Annotated in this window: 35 protein-coding genes; 2 read left to right on the forward strand and 33 right to left on the reverse strand. The window is 47.4% G+C overall.

The window, feature by feature from the left end; genetic code table 11:
• Positions 1-47 precede the first annotated feature (47 nt).
• Positions 48-533: a hypothetical protein gene (locus NOC_RS12270; RefSeq protein ID WP_002809246.1), complete on the reverse strand. Its 486-nt coding sequence runs from the start codon at positions 531-533 to the stop codon at positions 48-50.
• Between the two features lie 60 nt (positions 534-593).
• Between NOC_RS12270 and NOC_RS12275 the strand changes: the two genes are divergently transcribed.
• On the forward strand, positions 594-1922 hold the full coding sequence (locus NOC_RS12275) for a TRZ/ATZ family hydrolase (protein ID WP_002809347.1): 1329 nt from the start codon (positions 594-596) through the stop codon (positions 1920-1922).
• Positions 1919-2629, forward strand: a complete 711-nt coding sequence (gene ubiG, locus NOC_RS12280) for a bifunctional 2-polyprenyl-6-hydroxyphenol methylase/3-demethylubiquinol 3-O-methyltransferase UbiG (RefSeq protein WP_002809103.1) — start codon at positions 1919-1921, stop codon at positions 2627-2629. The genes NOC_RS12275 and ubiG overlap by 4 nt, the downstream gene beginning before the upstream one ends.
• Positions 2630-3554: 925 nt before the next feature.
• Here the strand turns inward: ubiG and NOC_RS12285 are convergent.
• From NOC_RS12285 to rpsG, 32 genes are all read right to left on the reverse strand, one after another.
• Positions 3555-4292: an SAM hydrolase/SAM-dependent halogenase family protein gene (locus NOC_RS12285; protein WP_002809282.1), complete on the reverse strand. Its 738-nt coding sequence runs from the start codon at positions 4290-4292 to the stop codon at positions 3555-3557.
• Positions 4293-4392: 100 nt separating this feature from the next.
• A complete protein-coding gene (gene rplQ, locus NOC_RS12290) occupies positions 4393-4773 on the reverse strand; it encodes a 50S ribosomal protein L17 (protein WP_011330912.1) in 381 nt (126 codons plus the stop codon).
• Positions 4774-4808: 35 nt separating this feature from the next.
• The gene (locus NOC_RS12295) at positions 4809-5807 is read right to left on the reverse strand and encodes a DNA-directed RNA polymerase subunit alpha (RefSeq protein WP_002811670.1); all 999 of its coding nucleotides are present in this window, start codon (positions 5805-5807) and stop codon (positions 4809-4811) included.
• Between the two features lie 93 nt (positions 5808-5900).
• Positions 5901-6527 carry a 30S ribosomal protein S4 gene (gene rpsD / locus NOC_RS12300; protein WP_002809828.1) on the reverse strand — a complete coding sequence of 209 codons (627 nt, stop codon included), beginning with the start codon at positions 6525-6527 and terminating at the stop codon, positions 5901-5903.
• A 15-nt stretch (positions 6528-6542) separates the two neighbouring features.
• A complete protein-coding gene (gene rpsK / locus NOC_RS12305) occupies positions 6543-6926 on the reverse strand; it encodes a 30S ribosomal protein S11 (protein ID WP_011330913.1) in 384 nt (127 codons plus the stop codon).
• A 22-nt stretch (positions 6927-6948) separates the two neighbouring features.
• On the reverse strand, positions 6949-7305 hold the full coding sequence (gene rpsM, locus NOC_RS12310) for a 30S ribosomal protein S13 (protein ID WP_002808993.1): 357 nt from the start codon (positions 7303-7305) through the stop codon (positions 6949-6951).
• Between the two features lie 111 nt (positions 7306-7416).
• Positions 7417-7530, reverse strand: a complete 114-nt coding sequence (gene rpmJ, locus NOC_RS16970; RefSeq protein WP_011330914.1) for a 50S ribosomal protein L36 — start codon at positions 7528-7530, stop codon at positions 7417-7419.
• Positions 7531-7555: 25 nt separating this feature from the next.
• The gene (gene secY, locus NOC_RS12315; RefSeq protein WP_002809083.1) at positions 7556-8917 is read right to left on the reverse strand and encodes a preprotein translocase subunit SecY; all 1362 of its coding nucleotides are present in this window, start codon (positions 8915-8917) and stop codon (positions 7556-7558) included.
• A 2-nt stretch (positions 8918-8919) separates the two neighbouring features.
• Positions 8920-9354: a 50S ribosomal protein L15 gene (rplO, locus tag NOC_RS12320; protein ID WP_011330915.1), complete on the reverse strand. Its 435-nt coding sequence runs from the start codon at positions 9352-9354 to the stop codon at positions 8920-8922.
• A gap of 1 nt (position 9355) precedes the next feature.
• Positions 9356-9547: a 50S ribosomal protein L30 gene (rpmD, locus tag NOC_RS12325; protein WP_036497455.1), complete on the reverse strand. Its 192-nt coding sequence runs from the start codon at positions 9545-9547 to the stop codon at positions 9356-9358.
• On the reverse strand, positions 9547-10059 hold the full coding sequence (gene rpsE / locus NOC_RS12330; protein ID WP_011330916.1) for a 30S ribosomal protein S5: 513 nt from the start codon (positions 10057-10059) through the stop codon (positions 9547-9549). The genes rpmD and rpsE overlap by 1 nt, the downstream gene beginning before the upstream one ends.
• Before the next feature lie 14 nt (positions 10060-10073).
• A complete protein-coding gene (gene rplR / locus NOC_RS12335) occupies positions 10074-10427 on the reverse strand; it encodes a 50S ribosomal protein L18 (RefSeq protein WP_011330917.1) in 354 nt (117 codons plus the stop codon).
• 22 nt (positions 10428-10449) lie between these two features.
• Positions 10450-10986 carry a 50S ribosomal protein L6 gene (rplF, locus tag NOC_RS12340; protein WP_011330918.1) on the reverse strand — a complete coding sequence of 179 codons (537 nt, stop codon included), beginning with the start codon at positions 10984-10986 and terminating at the stop codon, positions 10450-10452.
• Between the two features lie 15 nt (positions 10987-11001).
• Positions 11002-11394, reverse strand: coding sequence for a 30S ribosomal protein S8 (gene rpsH, locus NOC_RS12345; RefSeq protein ID WP_011330919.1), 393 nt, complete (start codon positions 11392-11394; stop codon positions 11002-11004).
• Between the two features lie 57 nt (positions 11395-11451).
• Complete coding sequence (gene rpsN / locus NOC_RS16975) at positions 11452-11757, reverse strand: 30S ribosomal protein S14 (protein WP_011330920.1); 306 nt, start codon at positions 11755-11757, stop codon at positions 11452-11454.
• A 19-nt stretch (positions 11758-11776) separates the two neighbouring features.
• Positions 11777-12322 carry a 50S ribosomal protein L5 gene (gene rplE / locus NOC_RS12350; RefSeq protein WP_002809999.1) on the reverse strand — a complete coding sequence of 182 codons (546 nt, stop codon included), beginning with the start codon at positions 12320-12322 and terminating at the stop codon, positions 11777-11779.
• Between the two features lie 52 nt (positions 12323-12374).
• Positions 12375-12692 carry a 50S ribosomal protein L24 gene (rplX, locus tag NOC_RS12355; RefSeq protein ID WP_002811633.1) on the reverse strand — a complete coding sequence of 106 codons (318 nt, stop codon included), beginning with the start codon at positions 12690-12692 and terminating at the stop codon, positions 12375-12377.
• A gap of 11 nt (positions 12693-12703) precedes the next feature.
• A complete protein-coding gene (gene rplN / locus NOC_RS12360) occupies positions 12704-13072 on the reverse strand; it encodes a 50S ribosomal protein L14 (RefSeq protein WP_011330921.1) in 369 nt (122 codons plus the stop codon).
• Between the two features lie 41 nt (positions 13073-13113).
• Positions 13114-13374 (reverse strand): 30S ribosomal protein S17, encoded by a 261-nt coding sequence (rpsQ, locus tag NOC_RS12365; RefSeq protein ID WP_011330922.1) that lies wholly within the window; start codon positions 13372-13374, stop codon positions 13114-13116.
• 3 nt (positions 13375-13377) lie between these two features.
• Positions 13378-13575: a 50S ribosomal protein L29 gene (gene rpmC, locus NOC_RS12370; RefSeq protein WP_002809163.1), complete on the reverse strand. Its 198-nt coding sequence runs from the start codon at positions 13573-13575 to the stop codon at positions 13378-13380.
• Complete coding sequence (gene rplP / locus NOC_RS12375; RefSeq protein WP_011330924.1) at positions 13575-13988, reverse strand: 50S ribosomal protein L16; 414 nt, start codon at positions 13986-13988, stop codon at positions 13575-13577. Before rplP ends, rpmC begins: the two co-directional genes overlap by 1 nt.
• An 11-nt stretch (positions 13989-13999) precedes the next feature.
• A complete protein-coding gene (gene rpsC / locus NOC_RS12380) occupies positions 14000-14671 on the reverse strand; it encodes a 30S ribosomal protein S3 (RefSeq protein ID WP_002809718.1) in 672 nt (223 codons plus the stop codon).
• Between the two features lie 17 nt (positions 14672-14688).
• Entirely contained in the window at positions 14689-15021 is a 333-nt protein-coding gene (rplV, locus tag NOC_RS12385; RefSeq protein WP_011330925.1) for a 50S ribosomal protein L22, read from the reverse strand.
• A gap of 14 nt (positions 15022-15035) precedes the next feature.
• On the reverse strand, positions 15036-15308 hold the full coding sequence (gene rpsS / locus NOC_RS12390; RefSeq protein ID WP_011330926.1) for a 30S ribosomal protein S19: 273 nt from the start codon (positions 15306-15308) through the stop codon (positions 15036-15038).
• 25 nt (positions 15309-15333) lie between these two features.
• Positions 15334-16158: a 50S ribosomal protein L2 gene (gene rplB / locus NOC_RS12395; protein ID WP_011330927.1), complete on the reverse strand. Its 825-nt coding sequence runs from the start codon at positions 16156-16158 to the stop codon at positions 15334-15336.
• A 37-nt stretch (positions 16159-16195) separates the two neighbouring features.
• Positions 16196-16492, reverse strand: a complete 297-nt coding sequence (gene rplW / locus NOC_RS12400) for a 50S ribosomal protein L23 (protein WP_002809030.1) — start codon at positions 16490-16492, stop codon at positions 16196-16198.
• Entirely contained in the window at positions 16489-17064 is a 576-nt protein-coding gene (rplD, locus tag NOC_RS12405; RefSeq protein ID WP_002808741.1) for a 50S ribosomal protein L4, read from the reverse strand. Before rplD ends, rplW begins: the two co-directional genes overlap by 4 nt.
• A 61-nt stretch (positions 17065-17125) precedes the next feature.
• Positions 17126-17773 (reverse strand): 50S ribosomal protein L3, encoded by a 648-nt coding sequence (gene rplC / locus NOC_RS12410; protein ID WP_002810354.1) that lies wholly within the window; start codon positions 17771-17773, stop codon positions 17126-17128.
• A gap of 35 nt (positions 17774-17808) precedes the next feature.
• Positions 17809-18123: a 30S ribosomal protein S10 gene (gene rpsJ / locus NOC_RS12415; protein ID WP_002809314.1), complete on the reverse strand. Its 315-nt coding sequence runs from the start codon at positions 18121-18123 to the stop codon at positions 17809-17811.
• 7 nt (positions 18124-18130) lie between these two features.
• On the reverse strand, positions 18131-19321 hold the full coding sequence (gene tuf, locus NOC_RS12420) for an elongation factor Tu (RefSeq protein WP_011330929.1): 1191 nt from the start codon (positions 19319-19321) through the stop codon (positions 18131-18133).
• A 33-nt stretch (positions 19322-19354) separates the two neighbouring features.
• A complete protein-coding gene (gene fusA / locus NOC_RS12425) occupies positions 19355-21448 on the reverse strand; it encodes an elongation factor G (RefSeq protein WP_002811545.1) in 2094 nt (697 codons plus the stop codon).
• A 54-nt stretch (positions 21449-21502) separates the two neighbouring features.
• A complete protein-coding gene (gene rpsG, locus NOC_RS12430; RefSeq protein WP_011330930.1) occupies positions 21503-21973 on the reverse strand; it encodes a 30S ribosomal protein S7 in 471 nt (156 codons plus the stop codon).
• Between the last annotated feature and the right edge of the window lie 10 nt (positions 21974-21983).

Consider the following 21983-nt stretch of genomic DNA (forward strand, 5'->3'; position numbering starts at 1 on the left):
GACTCTGCGAAGAAACTGCTGCTTTGAACTATTTCTCCTCCTACCACTCAATGGGGCCAGTGGAGGATATATTCCTGGGGAAGTTTTGCCAAAATAATAATCCCCATCATGACAGCAAGCTGCCGTTTATCCTCAAATAATTCAGGCAAACCTATTTTTTTTGCCGCCAAATAGGCAACAAAAAAATAAAAGAATATATTGGGAAAAAAGAAAAACATTACTCTTAAATCAGTCGCTAAATAAAGCCCATACCCCAATAACCTATATCCATAGAGAAAGAGCGCGGTGTTACGGACGGTTTTATGTTCCCACCGACTGGCCATAATTGCCATAATAGTTAGCTGATAAATATCAAGAGGTTTATCATAAGCGGTATAATTTATGTCTGTCGGTCCTAGTGCAGCCCAAATCACAATATCAAGGGCATCAAATACAAACTCTGAGACGAGACTGCCAAAAAGAGGCCACCGAAATATTATCAACGGCCCCAGCAACCGCATTGCTAATACAATTATCATTCCGTCATCAAACATAATTAGGCCACACTACTATTACCGGTTATCTTATTATTAAAGGTTATAATTGCCTTTGCCATGCAGAACATTAAAACGTTAATCCATGCCCGCTGGGTTATTCCCGTTATTCCAGAAGGACAAATACTGGAAAACCATAGCCTTGCCATCTACCAAGGGCGTATTGTGGATTGTCTCCCAAGAATAGAAGCGGAAACCCGCTACCGAGACGCTCACCAAATTGAGCTTACCCAGCATGCACTCATACCCGGTCTTATTAATGCCCATATCCATAGTCCCATGTCTCTCCTACGCGGTCTCGCTGACGACCTCCCCCTTATGGAGTGGCTTGAAAAGCATATCTGGCCAGCCGAAACCAAATGGGTAAGCGAAACCTTTGTGCGTGATGGCGCCCTTCTAGCGATTGCTGAAATGCTCCGTGGAGGCATTACTTGCTTTAACGATATGTATTTTTTCCCCGAAGTCGTAGCGCAGGCGGCAGTCGAAGCTAACATGCGCGCTGTTATTGGCATGATTGTCATTGATTTTCCCAGCAGATGGGCAAAAACCCCCGAGGATTATCTCCGCAAAGGGTTAGAGTTAAATGATAACTATCAGAATCATCCTCTTATCAAAACGGCCTTTGCTCCCCATGCCCCTTATACTGTCAGCGATGAATCCTTAACGCAAGTCGCTATTTTATCTAAGGAACTAAATATTCCAGTCCATATGCATATCCATGAGACGGTGGAGGAAATTAATAGGAGTATAACCCAATATGGCATGCGACCCTTAGGGCGGTTACAGCGCCTAGGACTACTTTCATCCCGGCTCTTAGCCGTCCATATGACTCAACTTACCGATCAAGAGTTTCAGACGATAACGAAGCATGGAATTCATATCGTTCATTGTCCAGAGTCTAATCTCAAACTTGCCAGCGGCTTTTGTCCAGTAGCTAAACTATATCAAGCGGGAATTAATATTGCTTTAGGTACCGATAGTGCAGCAAGCAATAACGATTTGGATATGTTTGTGGAAATGCGCCTTACCGCTTTGTTGGCTAAAGCATTAGCTAGCGACGCTAGCGCCATTCCCGCAAAGCAGGCGCTTCGCATGGCTACCTTAAATGGTGCCCAAGCGTTAGGCTTGGAGCAAGAAATTGGATCCCTGGAAATCGGTAAGATAGCTGACATAGTCGCCGTCGATTTGGGTGGGCTAGAAACACAGCCGCTCTATGATCCCATTTCCCAATTAGTCTATACGGCAGGCCGCGATAAGGTCAGCGATGTTTGGATAGCCGGCCAACAGGTCCTTAAGAGGCGCCAATTTACAACTTTGGATGAACGATTGCTTCTATCCCGAACCCAAGCCTGGGCGGAAAGAATAAAAGAATCAAGGAAATTCACATGAACGAAACACGGATTAATGTTGATCCCAATGAAATCGCTAAATTTGAGCAACTGGCGCACCGCTGGTGGGACCAGGAAGGAGAATTTAAGCCTCTCCATGATATCAATCCGTTACGCCTAGAGTATATTCGCAATCACGCTTCCCTAGCTGGCAAACGGATACTAGACGTAGGTTGCGGCGGCGGTATTTTAACGGAAGAGCTGACTCGCCTTGGAGCCAAAGTAACAGGCATCGATTTAGGCAAGGCCCCTTTGTCAGTAGCGCGTTTGCACGCTCTGGAAGAAGGTTTAGAAATCGACTACCAACAAATAAGCGTGGAGCGGCTTGCAGAAACGAAAGCCGGATCTTTCGATGTTATCACTAATCTAGAGATGCTGGAGCATGTTCCCTATCCCGCCAGTGTCGTCGCTGCCTGTGGGCAACTTCTTAAACCAGGTGGAAAAGTATTTTTTTCTACTCTCAACCGCACACCAAAAGCTTATTTATTTGCCGTTATCGGTGCTGAATACGCGCTTCGCTTACTTCCGAAGGGCACTCATGATTATCATCGATTTATCCGGCCTGCTGAATTAGAAACCTGGTGCCGAAAAGGAGGCATAGAACTCCAAAATTTAACGGGCTTACACTACAACCCCCTGACCCAGCGCTACCGACTCGGCAAGGATATCAATGTCAATTACCTTGCCTATGGCGCTAAAAAAGAATAACAATATTGCTAGAAAGATAAATCGAATTTTACGAAATTTAAAATTCTGGAGCTTGTAGCTAAATCTAATTCGTTTGCTCCACATAAACTCATTCAGCTTGCCGCATTGGCGTTTCTTAGCATAGGAATTTGCTTTAATAATAAGCCAATATAAGTTGGTCGATTGTTGTGTCAGAGGATATGCCTTCTTCGATGAAGGAGACAGTAGCTGTAGCCAACAGCTTGGACAAATGCAAGGCCAAAATCCAGCCTTTGTCCGGACTCAGCCAGTCAATCGCCCAGAACCCTTTCCTCAAGGGTGCCTTCATCCAATGAAAAATTGCCGCAGCTGCCACCGATACCTGGTGGCGGCAACTTGTACCTTGATACCAAGGACCCGTCGTTATCAAATACGCTTTATCGTGGCCCCATTGCAGGCAAATAAAACCGTTCGGTCAGAAATCGCACGTACACTTCATCGCTAGGAAAACAGAGCTGCCACTCAAAAAAATCATTGCTTCGGCTTTCATCACGGCCTCCGGTTTTTGCCCTTGTCTCAACTCATTAGGCAGAAGGAGATAAAAAGGCCGATTAATAAATTGCTCCAAAAGAGAATACTGCTAGCGGGTATTGTCTGAGTAAAGGCGTAATGAGTAGGGTCAGCGCTTGACAGGAATACCCAAGAGATCCGGAGGAGTATAGCAGCAGAGTCAAACAGAGGTGCGAGGATTATGGTAATCACTACTCGCCGTCTATCGGCAGCGGGCTGTGGGTCGTAACAATCTTCGGGAAGCGTATGAAGCTTCCTTCTCGCAGCAGGAGGGCCATGCCATCGGAGCGTAAGGAAGAGACAAGCCAAGCAAGCCATTTTAAACGCATTAATGGCATTCTCAAACAGCGGACTTCGCTTTGAGTTAGTAAAAAGAGCGGTTTTTAACGTCTAAAATTCATATAAATTTAATAGGAACTCCCACATCCAACTTAAAAAGTTCAGCTGCGCAGCCCTGGTTAACCGCAATCTCTATAAGACCCAGAGAATTTACATACCAGAAGGCATCACCCATATCCACATCACTGAAAGTTTGTGCCGCAGAGATTAAATCCCCATTAGGCAATTGAACATGGCCTCGCCTGAACTTAGTTCCACAAATGCCCGTCATAGCATTCCCATAGTGATCAATATAGATGATTTCTTCAAGATCGCCTGGGTCTTTAGTAACTACCGCTTCATCCCAACGCTGACCCAAAAACTCTTCGCCGCGTGGATTTTCAACCCTAGCCAGCTTAGCCACGACCGGTGCAAATAAATCTCGGCCATGGAAAGTTGCAGAAAGCGATGGGGGACGCCAGGTAATACGCCACAAAGCCGCGGTTAACGAACGTCCCATAACAACATCGAATAATCCATTCCCTGGACCGACATACCAACGATCATCCGCACAAACTATAACTGGTTCTCGATCGCTAGAACCTACGCCGGGATCTACTACTGCAAAGACTACGGTACCAGGAGGTAGGTGCTGTCCCAGAGCCGCTAATAAATGTGCCGATGCATGGGGAGAAAATCGAGGGGCATCGGCCATAAGGTTAACGACAGGAATATTTGGAGCTTGCTGTTGAAGTACAATCCGTACCTGGCCAAGATAGGGACCGAGGATTCCGAAATCGGTAAAAAGGCCGATCATTTAAATACCTCGTAGCAAACTTAAGCGCATCCTTTATAAGAGTGCACCCTAAAAAAGCTGTAGAACCTTATTTCGTGTTGGAGATCCGTATTTAATACCTTCACTCCTCCTGTGAATCAGGGAGCGGGCGCTCAAGTAATTCCACAATTGCCATCGGCGCATTATCTCCCGCCCGGAATCCTCTTTTCAGAATCCGGAGATATCCGCCAGGGCGAGCTTGGTAGCGAGGACCTAATTCATTGAATAACTTGGTCACTGCCTTTCTATCACGCAAGCGCGAAAATACTAACCGCCGATTAGCCACCGAATCCTCTTTAGCCAGGGTAATCAATGGCTCCGCGACACGGCGAAACTCTTTTGCTTTAGGCAGCGTCGTGTTGATCATTTCATGTTCAATTAGTGACACAGCCATATTACGGAACATCGCCTTTCGATGGGCACTAGTTCGGTTTAATCTTCTTCCACTATAGCGATGGCGCATGAAATTATCCCTCTATTCGTTTCCAGACCATTGTCTCAAGCAGTAACTTTAGTTTCTTCTTCACGTAGCCCCGCCGGCGGCCAATTTTCTAAGCGCATACCTAAAGATAGCCCCCGCAATGTCAATACATCTTTAATTTCCGTTAGCGATTTCTTACCCAAATTAGGAGTTTTTAATAACTCAACCTCCGTTTTCTGAATAAGATCGCCAATATAGTAAATATTTTCTGCTTTAAGACAATTTGCTGAACGTACCGTCAATTCCAGATCGTCTATCGGCTGTAATAGCACAGGATCAATCTCGGCCGCCTTTTTCTCTTTAGCCGTTTCAATTTTACCTTCCAACTCAACAAAAGCCGTTAGCTGATCTTGCAGAATGGTTGCAGCCTTTCGTACTGCTTCATCCGGGGCGATAGTACCATTCGTTTCGATCTCTATAATCAGCTTATCTAAATCGGTTCGCTGCTCAACGCGGGCACTATCTACTTCATAAGTCACTCTTCGGATAGGGCTAAACGAAGCATCAAGAATTAGGTGCCCGATAGAGCGTTCATCCTCTTCCTTAGGAATTCGCATGGAAGCTGACTGATAACCTCGGCCACGGACAACCTTCATAGTAAGGTTAAGTTCACCAGATTTAGTGAGATGAGCAATAACGTGCTCAGGATTAATAACCTCTACATCATGCTCCAGTTGAATATCTCCCGCAGTCACCGTTACCGGCCCTTTACTGCTCAAATTCAAGGTGACTTCATCACGGCCATGCAACTTGACTGCAACTCCTTTAAGATTAAGCAGGATTTCCGTCATATCCTCCTGCACCCCTTCCTTGGTGGTATATTCATGTAACACACCATCAATTTGCGCTTCGATAATGGCACAGCCTGGCATTGAAGATAGTAAGATTCGGCGCAGAGCATTGCCCAAGGTATGCCCGAATCCGCGTTCTAGCGGTTCTAAAGTAACCTTAGTTGCGTAATCATTTATACGCTGGACATCCACTATCCTGGGCTTAAGAAAATTAGATACTTGCATGGGTAGCACACTTCCCCTCTAGGAATTAATATCGCACCGGAAGTATGTTAAGACGCGAGCGCGCCCTCTATAGGATATAGGTATTTTATTTCCTTACTTCGAATAAAGTTCAACGACCAAATTTTCCTGAATATCGGGGGCAAGCTCACTTCGTTCCGGTACCCTTTTAAATACACCCTCTAACTTACCCGCGTTAATTTCTATCCACTCGGCTTCTGCCCGTGCCTGGGCTAGCTCAAGCGCAAATTTTATCCGGTCTTGCCTCTTGGCTTTTTCCCTAACAGCCACCACATCCTCAGCCCGTACCTGATATGAGGGAATGTTAATTCCTTGCCCGTTAACAAGAACCCCCTTATGGTTAATAAGCTGCCGTGCCTCGGCACGGGTGCTTCCGAATCCCATTCTATAAACTACATTATCAAGGCGAGACTCAAGCAGCTTAAGTAAATTTTCACCCGTAGACCCCTTTCGCCGGGCTGCCTCCTTGTAATAGCGCCGAAATTGCCTCTCTAATACCCCATACATGCGGCGCAGCTTCTGTTTTTCGCGTAGCTGCAGAGCGTAATCTGACATACGGGCACGTCTTGCCCCCGCTCCATGCTGGCCAGGCACCTGCTCGATCTTGCACTTGGAATCAATGGGGCGAACACCACTCTTTAAAAATAAATCTGTACCTTCCCGCCGTGCCTGCTTGAGTTTAGGACCCGTATATTTAGCCAACTTTAACTCTCCTTATTAAACCCTTCGCTTTTTAGGGGGACGACATCCATTGTGGGGGATGGGTGTAATATCCGCGATATTTGTAACCTTAAATCCCACATTATTCAAAGATCGAGCAGCAGACTCACGCCCTGGCCCTGGTCCTTTAACTCGAACTTCTAAATTTTTCATGCCCATCTCTTGGACTATCCGTCCAGCTTTTTCTGCGGCTACTTGAGCAGCAAACGGCGTACTTTTCCGCGAGCCTCGAAAACCGCTACCCCCCGAAGTCGCCCATGCCAAGGTATTTCCCTGACGGTCAGTAATCGTCACGATCGTATTGTTAAAAGAGGCATGAATATGGGCGATACCATCAGATACAACCCTTTTCACTCGTTTCTTTGTGCTTGTTTTTGCCATGTGCGTAGTACTCTGCTTCTTTCTATTTCCTAGCTAATCGCCGCGGGCCCTTACGTGTCCTTGCGTTTGTCTGAGTACGCTGTCCTCGCACTGGAAGCCCCCTGCGATGGCGGATCCCCCGGTAACAACCCAAGTCCATTAGTCGTTTAATATCCATGCTTATTTCACGCCGCAGATCTCCCTCCACGGGATACTTAGCAACTTCAGCGCGTAACCCCTCTAGTTCATTGTCGGAAAGATCCCTAATCTTTTTATCAGAGGGTACGCCAACCGCTCCGCAGATCTTACGAGCGCGGCTTAACCCTATTCCATAAATAGAGCTAAGCGCAATTACCGTGTGCTTATGCACCGGGATATTAATTCCAGCAATACGGGCCATTTAAGGTCTCCACAAAGAGGTGGTCAGTTATGCTTTGCATAACATATCATTATATCTTATAAATTAAGATACCGACAACTACTATCTTAATCAGGTTACTCTAGGGATATTTCATCCCTGACGTTGCTTATGCCGGGCATCTTTACATATAACCCGCACTACGCCCTTCCGGCGCACAACTTTGCAATGACGGCAAACCTTTTTTACCGAAGCACGAACCTTCATTAACTTTCTCCCGTCCCTTTATCAATCAATGTAATAGGCTCCCAGTAGTTGCTCCACTTCCCTTTAATTGCGATTTTTTAAGTAAGCTCTCATATTGATGAGACATCAAATGCGCCTGCACCTGAGCGACAAAATCCATAACAACAACCACAATAATCAGTAAGGAGGTACCCCCAAAATAAAACGGAACATTCCAATACAAAATCAAGAACTCGGGTAAAAGGCATACCGCAGTAACATAGATTGCGCCACCCAAGGTAAGCCGACCCATAACGGTATCGATATACCGAGTAGTCTGCACTCCCGGCCGTATTCCGGGGATAAATGCCCCCGATTTCTTTAAATTATCCGCTGTCTCTTTTGGGTTGAATACCAACGCTGTATAAAAGAAACAAAAGAAGATGATAGCTATAGCATACAGGAGAACATAAATAGGTTGTCCTGGAGAAAGAGTAGCAGACAAATCCCTGAGCCAGCCCATCCCTTCACTAGCACCAAACCAACTCGATACCGTTGCCGGAAATAAAATAATGCTTGATGCGAAAATAGGGGGAATAACGCCTGACATATTAATTTTTAACGGCAAATGACTCACCTGCCCCCCGAAAACTTTTCTTCCATGCTGCTGTTTAGCATAATGCACCAAGATGCGTCGTTGGGCCCGTTCCATAAAAACCACAAAAGCCGTAACTAATAGAGCTAATGTCAAAAGCACCAATACTGTGAAAGTATGTAATTCACCAGTTCGTGCTAACTCTAACGTTCCACCAAGCGCCGAAGGCAACCCAGCAACAATTGCTGCAAAGATAATTAGCGAAATTCCATTTCCTATACCCCGTTCTGTAATTTGCTCGCCTAGCCACATTAAAAATAAAGCTCCAGTAACCAACGTTATTACCGCTGTTACTCTGAAAATCAGGCCCGGCTCGATAACGACAGAAGCGCCTCCAACTTGTTGGGACTCCAACGCAATAGTTACCCCTACCGCTTGTATAGCAGACAATACCAACGTGCCATAGCGTGTATACTGGGTAATTTTTCGCCGCCCCGAGGCACCCTCTTTTCGAAGCTGCTCTAATTTTGGATGAACCGCCGTTAGCAGCTGCATAATGATGGAAGCCGAAATATACGGCATAATCCCTAATGCAAAGACCGATAAGCGCTCTAACGCTCCTCCAGAAAACATGTTAAACATGTCTAGTATAGTGCCGCGCTGTTGCTCAAACAGCGTAGCCAGCGTTACCGGATCAATCCCCGGCACAGGAATAAATGTGCCAACCCGGTAAACTAGCAGAGCACCTATAACAAATAGTAGTCTTTGGCGCAACTCAACTAATTTGCCGGAAGAACTTCGATCAAATGACTTTTTGGAGGCGCGTTTCGCCACGGTTACTCTCCGATGCGGCCGCCTGCCGCTTCAATAGCTCTGCGTGCGCCTGCAGATACCATAATTCCCTGCAGACTTACCGGCTTATCAAGCTTACCCGACGCAATCACTTTAACCCGTTTAGCCCATTTTGGAATCAATCTGGCTTTCACAAGGGCGGCAATATCTACCGTATCAGTGTTTACTTTTGTAAGCTGGTCTAAGCGCACCTCAACTCTGAAACGAGCCTTACGCGAACTAAAGCCAAATTTAGGAACGCGCCTTTGTAAGGGCATCTGACCGCCCTCGAAGCCAACCTTATGAAAACCTCCTGATCGCGATTTTTGGCCCTTATGCCCACGACCACAAGTTTTGCCCCAGCCAGATCCAATGCCGCGGCCAACGCGCTTTTCCGCCTGCTTGGCACCGGGAGCTGAAGAGATCGTATTTAATCGCATTTTAGCCTTCCTCTAACTTCAAAAGGTAAGACACCTTTTGGATCATTCCTCGATTTTCAGGAGTGTCAATAACCTCAACCGTTTGGCCAATCTTGCGAAGCCCTAAACCAGCAACACATGCCTTATGTCGCACTAATCGCCCAATAGTGCTTCTTACTAACGTTACCCTAAGCGTTCTCTTTTGCGCCGCCATTATCCACCACCCACGATCTCTTCGAGATTTTTTCCCCGCTTAGCTGCAATGGCTTCCGGACTCGACATCTGTACAAGCCCCTTAACGGTAGCTTGCACAACGTTCACGGGATTCGCAGAACCTATACATTTGGCCAGAACGTTATGAACGCCCACAACCTCGAAAACAGCACGCATTGCGCCTCCAGCAATAATCCCGGTTCCCTCAGAAGCGGGTTGCATGTGAACCTTCGCGGCACCATGACGAGCAGTAATTGGATGTTGCAACGTATCCCCTTCTAGGGGGACCGAGATCATATTCTTTCTCGCATTTTCCATGGCCTTTTGAATAGCAACGGGAACCTCGCGGGCTTTACCTCGGCCAAATCCAACACGCCCCTTCCCGTCTCCTACCACCGTTAAGGCCGAAAAGCCAAATTGACGTCCACCCTTCACAACTTTAGCAACACGTCTCACGCCAACCAGTTTCTCCAGTAATCCATCTCCGGTCGCCCGGCGATCTGTCTGTGCCATCAGAGTTTCAACCCTTAAAACTGTAATCCACCTTCCCGGGCCGCATCCGCTAATGCCTTTACCCGACCATGGTACTTGTAGCCAGAACGGTCAAAGGCAACCTTAGCAATACCCTTCGCCTTAGCCCGCTCGGCAATCGTCTTGCCAACGGTAATCGCTGCTTCTTTGTTGCCAGTGTTCTTAAGCTGTTGCTTCAGCATTGACTCTACCGTGGAAGCACTCGCAACGACATTTCCATCCGCTGGCTTGATTATTTGCACATAAATATGCTTAGGAGTGCGGTGAACCGTTAATCGCACCACTCCCAGCTCATGAATTTTATGCCGTGTTTTAGCCGCACGCCGTAATCTTGCTGTTTTTTTATCCACATTACCTTCCTGCCTATAAACTCTATTTTTTCTTCGCTTCCTTGCGCACAACTACTTCGTCTGCATAGCGAACCCCTTTTCCCTTATAAGGTTCAGGTGGCCTGAATCTGCGAATGTTCGCCGCAGCCTGTCCGACTTGCTGCTTATCATATCCTTTGACGATGATTTCGGTCGGACTAGGTACCTCAATAGTAAGACCCTCTGGCGCAGTAAATTCAACGGGATGAGAATAACCCAAACTAAGCACAAGCTTCCGCCCTTGTAGCTGCGCCCGGTAACCCACCCCAACTAGCTGCAAACGCCGCTCAAAGCCTTGGCTAACTCCCTGTACCATATTATTTATTAGGGCGCGGGTCGTACCTCTAAGAGCATTTACTCGCTTATCTGTACTCTTCGCTGAAAAGCGTAGCGTTTCCCCATCTTGGACTACCTGTATCAAGGGATGAATAGCAAAAGCAAGAGAACCCTTTGCACCCTTTACCTTAATGTCATTATCCCCAGAAAGCGTGACTTCGACCCCCTTCGGGATCGACACGGGATTATCAGCAATTCTCGACATGCTTCCCTACCTCTTTTAGGCAACGTAGCATAATACTTCGCCGCCTTCCCCAATGGATCTCGCGGTTTTATCCGTCATAACACCGCGAGATGTAGAGACAATAGCAATACCTAACCCGCCACGTATTCTAGGCAGTTTATCTCTGCTTTTATACATACGCAGCCCTGGACGGCTCGCCCGATGGATATCCTCAATCACTGGCTTGCCTCCATAATACTTTAAGCGTATTACTAACGTAGGCTTTGCATCAGCTATCACCTTACAATCTTCGATATAGCCTTCTTCCTTTAGTACACGAGCAATACTTACCTTCAATTTGGACGAAGGCATACTAACTTCTACCTTGCCTGCATTCTGACCATTGCGCACTCGTGTCAGCATGTCCGAGATTGGATCGGTCATACTCATGGTATTTTCTAGCCCCTTTATGCTCTTAAAATTTTGATGATATTTAAACTAGAGGCGTTACCAACTAGCCTTAACTAGGCCTGGAACATCTCCACGCATAGCCACCTCACGGAGCCTATTACGGGATAGACCAAATTTACGTATATAACCGCGAGGCCTTCCCGTTGAACGGCAACGTCTCCGTTGGCGCACCGGCGAAGAGTCTCTAGGTAAACTATGGAATTTAAGCATTACCCTTTGCCGTTCTTCCGGACTGAGGCTTTCATCCCTCATCTGCGTTTTTAGCTCTATACGTCTAGCCGCGTATTTGCGCGCCACGCGTATCCGCTTCAGCTCTCTGTTAATCATGCACTTTTTTGACATCGCTAACCTTCTAGCCCCGCTAAGTATGAGTTCTAAACGGAAAATTAAATGCTCTAAGCAATGCTTGGCCTTCCTCATCCGTTTTTGCTGTAGTTGTTATCGTGATATTCATTCCCCTTATAGCATCGATCTGGTCATAGTCGATCTCTGGGAAAATAATCTGCTCACGAATACCCATATTATAGTTACCCCTCCCATCAAAAGACTTTGGACTAAGTCCACGGAAGTCCCGAATTCGAGGAATCGCTATATTAATTAGCCGGTCTAAAAATTCGTACATTTGCTTGCGGCGCAAGGTGACTTTACAACCGATAGGCCAATCCTCCCGGATTTTAAATCCGGCTACCGACTTGCGTGCACGGGTGAGCACCGGTTTCTGGCCAGAAATCCTAGCCATATCACCCATTACTCGCTCCAAGATTTTTTTATCTCCGACCGCCTCTCCAGCCCCTATATTCAAGGTAATCTTTTCGATTCGGGGCACTGCCATAACCGACTGACAACCAAGACGCTCCCGTAACTGGTTAATAACCGTATCCCGATAATGTTTTTGCAACCTTGCCATACTAATCTACCGCTGAGCCCTGGAATAAATTCAAGCAACCCTGGACGCTTCTCTAAACGTCAATGATTTCATCATTTGATTTGAAATAACGCACCTTACGACCATCCTCCAACCTCCTAAAACCAATCCGATCCCCTTTCTCCGTAGCCGGATTGTAAAGCATGACATTAGAGATATGTATCGACGCCTCCCGCTCAATAATTCCCCCGGGCTTATTAGCGGTCGGATTAGGCCGGGTATGTCGCTTTACCATGTTGACATCTTGTACAATCACACGCTCATCGCCTAATATGCGTAAAATTTTTCCTTGCTTCCCTTTACTCCTCCCGGCGGTAACGATAACCTCATCGCCTACCCTAACTCTGCGCATCACTATTCTCCCTATAATACTTCCGGGGCCAAAGAAACAATCCTCATAAAGTTCTCAACACGCAGCTCCCTCGTCACGGGACCAAAGATTCGAGTACCTATAGGCTGTAACTGGTTATTCAGTAATACAACGGCATTATTATCAAACCGAATAAGTGAGCCGTCCGCACGGCGAACCCCCTTTCTGGTCCGCACGATCAGTGCATTATAAACCTCACCTTTCTTCACTTTACCGCGTGGAATGGCTTCCTTGACTGCAACCTTAATAATATCGCCAATCCCCGCATAGCGCCGCTGTGACCCCCCTAGCACCTTTATACACACAAGTCGACGAGCACCGCTGTTATCTGCCGCCTCTAGGCTAGTCTGCATTTGAATCATTCCTGCCCTCCACTTAATCTCATCAGGGAATCAAGCATTATTCAGCGTGCACGCTCAAGGATATCAACCAATTTCCAGGCTTTAGTCTTGGATAACGGACGTGTCCCTGCAATCGCTACAATATCGCCCATCCGGCACTCATTATTTTCGTCATGGGCATGCAACTTAGTAAAACGCCTTACATATTTTTTGTAGAGCGAGTGTGCGACTTTACGCTCTATAAGCACCGTAATCGTCTTATCCATCTTGTCGCTCACCACGCGGCCGATAACGGTATGTGATATTTTCTCCTGATCGCTCATAACCTACTGCGCCTGCTGTTGTTTTTCAGTGAGTACCGTTTTAACCCGAGCGATGCTACGCCGAACCCGCTTCAATTCGCTATTTCGTACTAACTGCCCGGTACCCATTTGCATCCGCAGTTTAAACCGCTCTCGAGAGAGCTCCAAGAGCTCCTTCCGCAATTCATCTTCCGTCTTTGTCCGCAACTCTTGAACTTTCATCACATAATCGCCCGGGTAACAAATACCGTTTTAATGGGCAGTTTAGCAGCCGCTAATTCAAAAGCCCTCCGCGCTACCCCCTCCGGCACACCTTCCATCTCATAAAGGACGCGGCCAGGCTGTATATTAGCAGCCCAAAACTCTACACCACCCTTACCCTTTCCTTGACGCACCTCAAGAGGCTTTTGAGTAATTGGTTTATCCGGAAAAATCCGAATCCAAATTTTTCCGCCCCGCTTAATATGCCTTGTCATAGCACGCCGAGCAGCCTCGATTTGGCGAGCTGTAATCCGCCCTCTACCTATAGCTTTCAAGCCATACTCACCAAAGTCTATTTGGCTACCTCGGAGGGCTTGTCCGCGATTTCTGCCTTTTTGCTGCTTACGGAACTTAGTTCTTTTCGGCTGTAACATATTTTATTACCCTAGCTTATCGCTGAGCTTCCCGCGGCGACCTGCGGCTCCGGCTGCTCAAATACTTCGCCCTTAAATATCCATACCTTAACGCCAAGGATTCCATAGGTAGTCTTCGCCTCAGCAAAACCATAATCTATATCAGCGCGTAACGTATGCAATGGTACCCGGCCTTCCCGATACCATTCGTTACGTGCAATCTCTGCCCCATTTAAGCGCCCGGAGACTTTTATCCTAATACCTTGCGCACCTACACGCATAGCGTTGGTAACCGCACGCTTCATTGCTCGGCGAAACATAATTCGCCGTTCGAGTTGCTGAGCCACATTTGCAGCAACAAGCGTTGCGTCTAATTCAGGCTTGCGTATCTCTTGAATGTTAATATGAACGGGTATACCCATCATTCTTGAGACTTCTTGCCGTAGGTTGTTAATATCCTCACCCTTTTTTCCAATGACGATACCTGGACGAGCGGTATGAATAGTGATCCGAGCATTACGCGCCGGCCGATCAATCTGAATATTGCTCACTAGCGCATGGGATAGCTTCTTGGCAAGGTAGCTACGAACTGCTAAATCATTATTCAGCAGCTCACTAAATTGGCCGCTATCCGCATACCATTTAGAGTTCCAATCCTTAACAATGCCTAGACGGATCCCAGTAGGATGTACTTTTTGCCCCATTAGCTATCTGTGCTCCCCTAATCCTCTGAAACCATCACCTTAATATGGCAAGAGCGCTTAAAAACTCGACTAGCACGCCCTCTAGCCCTTGCGCGGATTCGCTTTATAGTAGGTCCTTCGTTGACCATAATGGCAGCAACGCGCAACTCATCGATATCAGCTCCATCGTTGTGCTCGGCATTCGCAATAGCAGATTCCAACACTTTTCTAATAAGAGCCGATGCTTTTTTAGGGCTAAAGCCCAAAATATCCAATGCCTTATCTACAGGCAGCCCGCGGACCTGGTCCGCAACCAGCCGACCTTTCTGAGCCGACAGGCGCGCATTCTTTAGTATTGCCGTAGTTGCCATTTCCCGCTCCATTACTACCTAGACTTTTTATTAGCCACATGGCCCTTAAAGGTACGTGTCGGGGAAAATTCACCCAATTTATGACCGACCATATTTTCTGTGACCAAAATAGGAACATGTTGCCGTCCATTATGGACGGCAATCGTTAGCCCAATCATTTCCGGGACAACCATAGAGCGACGCGACCAGGTCTTAATCGGACGCCGACTCTGGGATGCGCTCGCCTCCAGCACCTTCTTTTGCAGATGAGGGTCCACAAATGGGCCTTTTTTAATCGAACGCGGCATGCTTCATCCTCTCACTCTGAGTTATTTACTTTTTACGCCGGCGTACAATAAATTTTCCAGTACGCTTGTTACGGCGAGTCTTATACCCCTTAGTGGGCACTCCCCAAGGGCTAACGGGGTGGCGGCCACCTGAAGTGCGGCCCTCACCACCCCCGTGGGGATGATCTACAGGGTTCATCGCAACCCCACGCACGGTAGGACGTTTCCCCCGCCAACGCATAGCTCCCGCCTTACCTAGAGAACGGAGGCCATGCCCATCATTACCAACTTCTCCTATTGTTGCCCGGCATTCAAGCGGCACTTTTCGTATCTCACCTGAGCGCAAACGCAACATCGCATGATCGCCTTCACGGGCAACTAACTGACAGGAAGAACCGGCGCTTCGTGCTATCTGAGCACCTTTACCTGGTTTTAGCTCAATACAATGCACAAGCGTGCCAACAGGAATATTCCGTAGCGGAAGACAGTTTCCATCTCGAATAGGAGCCTCCCGTCCAGAAGTTATAATATCACCAACCTTAACTGCCTTGGGCGCAATGATATAACGCTTTTCCCCATCAGAATAATTAATTAATGCAATATGAGCACTACGATTTGGATCGTATTCTATCCTTTTCACACGCCCAAGGACATCAATTTTATCGCGTCTAAAATCAATAATTCGGTAGAGCCGCTTATGCCCCCCGCCACAATGACGAACAGTTATTCTACCTTGATTATTCCGGCCTCCACTCTTGCTTAGTTTTTTAGTTAAAGCCGGATGAGGTCTGCCCTTATATAGTTCAAGAGAAGTTACCTGAACCACAAATCGGCGGCCAGCGGATGTAGGTTTAGCTTTTACAATCGGCATAGCCATTTCCTTAATTTATCTAAATAACAGTCAGGTGTTATTCAACGCTTGCAAAATCGATTTCATAGCCTTCCTGCAGCGCCACGTAGGCTTTTTTCCAATTGCTGCGACGGCCAATATAACGCCCTGAACGCTTACGCTTTCCTTTAACTAGCGCTGTATGCACCTTAGTAACTTTGACATCGAACAAGAGTTCAACCGCCTGCTTAACCTCTCGCTTGTCAGCATCAGACAAGATCTTAAAAATCACCTGGTTATGCTTTTCCCCTACTAAGGTGCTTTTTTCCGAAATCACAGGCGCTAAAATAACCTTAGTCAGGCGCTCCTCGTTCATGTGAGGCTCTCCTCAAAACAACGAATTGCATCTCCCGTTACCAGAACTCCATCGAATCGAATTAATTCAACAGGACTAACTCTACTCACATTCCTTATAGCCACTGTCGGAATATTCCGGGCGGACAATTCAAGATTACGATCATCTTCAGCAACCACGATCAACACACTGCGCCACGTAATGGGCTTTAATAACTTAGCTAGATCTCTTGTTTTCGGCTTGGAAAGCATAATTTTATCTATCATCCTTAGCCGGTCTTGGCGCACAAGCTCCGATAAAATCGAGCGCATAGCCGCTCGATACATTTTTCTATTTACCTTTTGCGAATAATCCCCTGGCTTGGCGGCAAAAGCCCTACCGCCACCTCGCCATAACGGGCTTCGAATAGTACCCGCCCGAGCGCGGCCTGTCCCTTTTTGCCGAAAAGGTTTAGCACCACCGCCTCGAGCCTCGGAACGCGTTTTCTGAGCATGTGTACCTGCTCGAGCTTTAGCCAAATAAGCAGTGACCACTTGATGGATAAGAGGCTCATTAAAGTGTTGGGTAAACACAGTATCAGAAAGTTGCGTCATACCCGTTTCAGAATTTTCTGCGAGCGACTGCACTGCGAGATTCACCCTATCCTCCTTTATCTCACTTAACAACGGTCTTGACTGCCGGTTTAACTATTACATCCCCTCCTGGCGCACCAGGAATAGCTCCTTTTATCAATAATAATTGGCGCCCTTCATCAATTCGAACCAACTCAAGATTTTGGACGGTACGCCGTACATTTCCCATTTGCCCAGCCATTTTTTTTCCCTTAAATACGCGGCCTGGAGTTTGGCATTGACCAATAGAACCTGGAGCACGGTGGGATAACGAATTACCGTGGCTGGCATCTCCACCGCCGAAATGATAGCGGCGAACCACACCAGCAAAACCGCGCCCCCGGGTAATACCCGTGACATCGACCTTCTGTCCGACTTCAAACAAATCTACTTTCAGCTCGCCGCTGGCCTTAATATCTCTTCCTTCCTCTGCTCCAAAACGAAATTCCTGCAGTTTTCGACCGGGCTCTACGTTCGCCTTTGCAAAGTGCCCTTTAAGCGAGCTAGTGACTCGAGCAGGACGTCTCTCACCTACTGTTACTTGCACCGCTTGATAACCATCTTGCTCCAGTGTCTTAACCTGAGAAATCCGATTCGGAGTTGCTTCAATCACCGTTACCGGTATTGAGGCTCCTTCATCCGTAAAAACTCGAGTCATCCCCACTTTACGACCGATTAATCCGATTGCCATTTGCCTATCCTCGTGCCTACCAGCGCATATTCTCGTTAGGTTAATTTAATCTGGACATCAACGCCTGCAGCCAAATCCAGTTTCATCAAGGCATCAACGGTCTTTTCCGTCGGATCGACAATATCCATTAATCGCTTATGGGTACGAATCTCATACTGATCGCGTGCATCCTTGTTGACATGGGGAGATATCAATATCGTAAACCGTTCCTTGCGAGTAGGCAAAGGAATTGGCCCCCGTACGTGAGCTCCTGTACGCTTAGCAGTATCCACGATTTCTCGCGCCGATTGGTCAATCAGGCGATGATCAAACGCCTTTAGCCGAATTCTAATAATTTGTTGTTTGGCCATGCCGTTACTACTCAATCACTTTACTGACGACGCCGGCACCTACCGTACGCCCCCCTTCACGGACGGCAAAACGCAACCCCTCCTCCATCGCAATAGGCGCAATCAAACTAACCGTCATCTGAATATTATCACCCGGCATCACCATCTCCACCCCATCGGGTAAATCAATCGCACCGGTCACATCCGTGGTCCGAAAATAAAACTGCGGACGATACCCCGTGAAAAACGGCGTATGACGCCCCCCTTCATCCTTGGATAAAACATACACTTCCGCATAAAACTTCGTATGCGGCGTAATCGATTTGGGCTTGGCCAACACTTGACCACGCTCCACATCCTCACGCTTAGTCCCCCGCAACAAAACACCCACATTGTCCCCCGCTCGCCCCTCATCCAGAAGCTTGCGGAACATCTCAACCCCCGTGCAAATAGTCTTCTGCGTCTCCCGCATCCCAACTATCTCTATCTCTTCCCCTACCTTGACAATACCCCGCTCCACTCGACCCGTTACTACCGTCCCCCGACCCGAAATCGAAAATACATCCTCTATCGGCATCAAAAACGGCTGGTCTACCGCTCGCTGGGGCTCAGGAATATACGCATCCATCTGCTCTACCAACTTCAGTATCGACGGAATCCCTATCTCGCTCGTATCCCCCTCCAACGCCTTCAGCGCACTACCCACCACTATCGGCGTGTCATCCCCCGGAAATTGGTAACTATCCAACAGCTCCCGAACTTCCATCTCCACTAATTCCAACAACTCCGGATCGTCTACCATATCCGCTTTGTTTAAATACACCAATATGAACGGCACTCCCACCTGGCGCGCCAGCAATATATGCTCTCGCGTCTGGGGCATCGGACCATCCGCCGCCGAAACCACCAACACCGCTCCGTCCATCTGCGCCGCCCCCGTAATCATGTTCTTCACATAATCCGCATGCCCCGGGCAGTCTACATGCGCATAGTGACGCTCCTCCGTCTCATATTCTACATGCGAGGTCGCTATCGTGATCCCCCTCTCCCGCTCCTCCGGCGCATTGTCTATCTGGTCGTAGGCCCTGAACTCTCCCCCATACTGCTCCGATAATATCCGCGTCAACGCCGCCGTTAACGTCGTCTTACCATGGTCTACGTGACCGATCGTGCCTACGTTTATATGCGGCTTCTTCCGCTCAAATTTCGACTTGGACACAATTGCTTACCTCACAAAGATAACTGTCTTATCTCATTGGGACTTTTTAATTATCGCCCCAGCGATATTAGAGGGCGCTTCATTGTACTTTGAGAATTCCATTGTATAATTAGCTCGCCCTTGAGTAGCCGAACGGAGATCGGTGGCATATCCAAACATTTCCGCCAATGGTACTTCTGCTCGAATTATTTTACCGCTAAGGGAGTCTTCCATCCCCTGCACCATCCCGCGGCGCCGATTGAGGTCACCCATTACATCACCCATATATTCCTCAGGAGTCACTACCTCTACTTTCATAATAGGCTCAAGCAACACCGGATTCGCTTTTTGCACTCCTTCCTTAAAGGCCATAGATCCTGCAATTTTAAAAGCCATCTCGCTAGAATCCACATCGTGATATGAACCATCATATAGGGTAGCCTTGATATCAACTACAGGATATCCAGCAATTACTCCATTCTCAGTTTGCTCCTTTATTCCCTTATCAACTGCGGGAATAAATTCTTTAGGCACGGTACCGCCCACAATTTTATTAACAAACTCATATCCCTTACCGCGCTCTTGAGGTTCTAACTTGAGCCAAACATGGCCATATTGACCTCGACCGCCGCTCTGGCGCACAAATTTACCTTCCTGCTCTATGCTACGGCGTATGGTTTCTCGGTACGCTACCTGGGGAGCACCCACATTAGCCTCAACCTTAAACTCTCGCCTCATGCGGTCAACAATAATATCTAAGTGCAACTCACCCATTCCTGCGATGATAGTCTGCCCAGACTCTTCATCGGTACGGACCCTAAATGAAGGATCCTCCCTAGCTAGCTTTCCAAGGGCTATAGACATCCTTTCTTGGTCTCCCTTGGTTTTAGGCTCAATAGCAACAGAGATCACAGGCTCCGGAAATTCCATGCGCTCCAATAAAATGATGTGATTCGGGTCACATAAGGTATCACCTGTTGTCACATTTTTTAGGCCAACCGCAGCAGCAATATCACCAGCCATGACATCTTTAATTTCTTCACGGCTATTAGAATGCATCTGGAGTAAACGGCCAATACGTTCGCGGTTTCCAGAAGCTGCGTTATAAACCGTGTCCCCCGAGCTTAGTACTCCAGAATAAACCCGGAAAAAGGTGAGGTTTCCCACATAAGGATCAGAAGCGATCTTAAAGGCTAAAGCAGCAAATGGTTCCTCATCTGAGGCGTGGCGCTCACCTTCAGTCTCGTCTTTTTGCACCCCTTTAATAGGGGGAACTTCGACTGGGGAGGGCATATAAGAAAGCACTGCATCCAACATTGCCTGGACCCCCTTATTTTTAAAGGCGGAACCACACAAAGCAGGGACGATTTCTCCATTCAAGGTTCGAATGCGAAGGCCCTTAACAATATCGTCTAGCGGCAGTTGACCTTCCTCTAGATATCTCTCCATCAACTCTTCAGATGCTTCGGCGGCTGCCTCAATCATCTTTTCCCGGTATTCATCACAACTAGCCTGTAAATTTCCAGGTATTTCTTTTTCTTCAAAAGCCATGCCCATGCTGGATTTATCCCAGTGGATAGCCTTCATCTTAATAAGATCGACCACTCCCTCAAAATTTTCTTCAGCGCCAATGGGTATCTGAATAGGAATCGGATTAGCTCCTAACCTGCTGCGAATTTGCCCAACTACCCGAAGAAAATCAGCGCCCTGGCGGTCCATTTTATTGACAAATGCCAATCGAGGCACCTTATATTTATTTGCCTGTCGCCATACAGTTTCAGATTGGGGTTCTACCCCCCCCACCGCACAGAATACAGCAACGGCACCATCCAACACTCGCAAAGAACGTTCTACTTCAATCGTAAAATCCACGTGCCCAGGAGTATCGATAATATTGATTCGATGCTCTGGAAACTGCCTCGCCATTCCACTCCAGAAGCAAGTTGTCGCAGCGGAAGTAATTGTAATACCTCTCTCCTGCTCCTGCTCCATCCAATCCATAGTGGCAGCACCATCATGAACTTCGCCCAGCTTATGAGAGACACCCGTATAATATAGAATGCGCTCGGTAGTAGTGGTTTTGCCGGCATCAATATGTGCCATAATGCCAATATTACGATAGCGCTCGATAGGAGTCTTTCGGGCCACAACAACAAGTCCTTAATTTCTTAAATTTAAAAAACAATCCAAACTATTAAACATTTACCAACGATAATGAGCAAAAGCTTTGTTCGCCTCCGCCATACGGTGGGTGTCTTCTCGTTTCTTGACCGCAGTTCCCTTACCCTCATGGGCATCCAAAAGCTCTCCGGCTAGACGCAAATCCATAGATTTCTCGCTCCGCTTGCGTGCCGCTTCCACTAACCAACGCATAGCAAGCGTAGAACGCCGTTCGGGACGCACTTCCACGGGCACTTGATAGGTTGCCCCACCTACGCGACGTGATTTAACTTCAACTAATGGGCGAACATTCTCTAGCGCCTTTTCCAAAACATCCATGGGATCCTGATTAGCTTTTTCCGATACCCGACCTAAAGCGCCATAGATTATTCTCTCTGCCAACGATTTCTTGCCACTCAGCATAAGAATAGTAATAAACTTAGCCAACTGCACACTTCCATATTTGGGATCTGGCAGAACTTCTCGTCTCGCTATAACTCGTTTTCTCGGCATTTTTCGTTTC

The organism is Nitrosococcus oceani ATCC 19707 (genome assembly GCF_000012805.1).
Taxonomy (GTDB): Bacteria; Pseudomonadota; Gammaproteobacteria; order Nitrosococcales; family Nitrosococcaceae; genus Nitrosococcus; species Nitrosococcus oceani.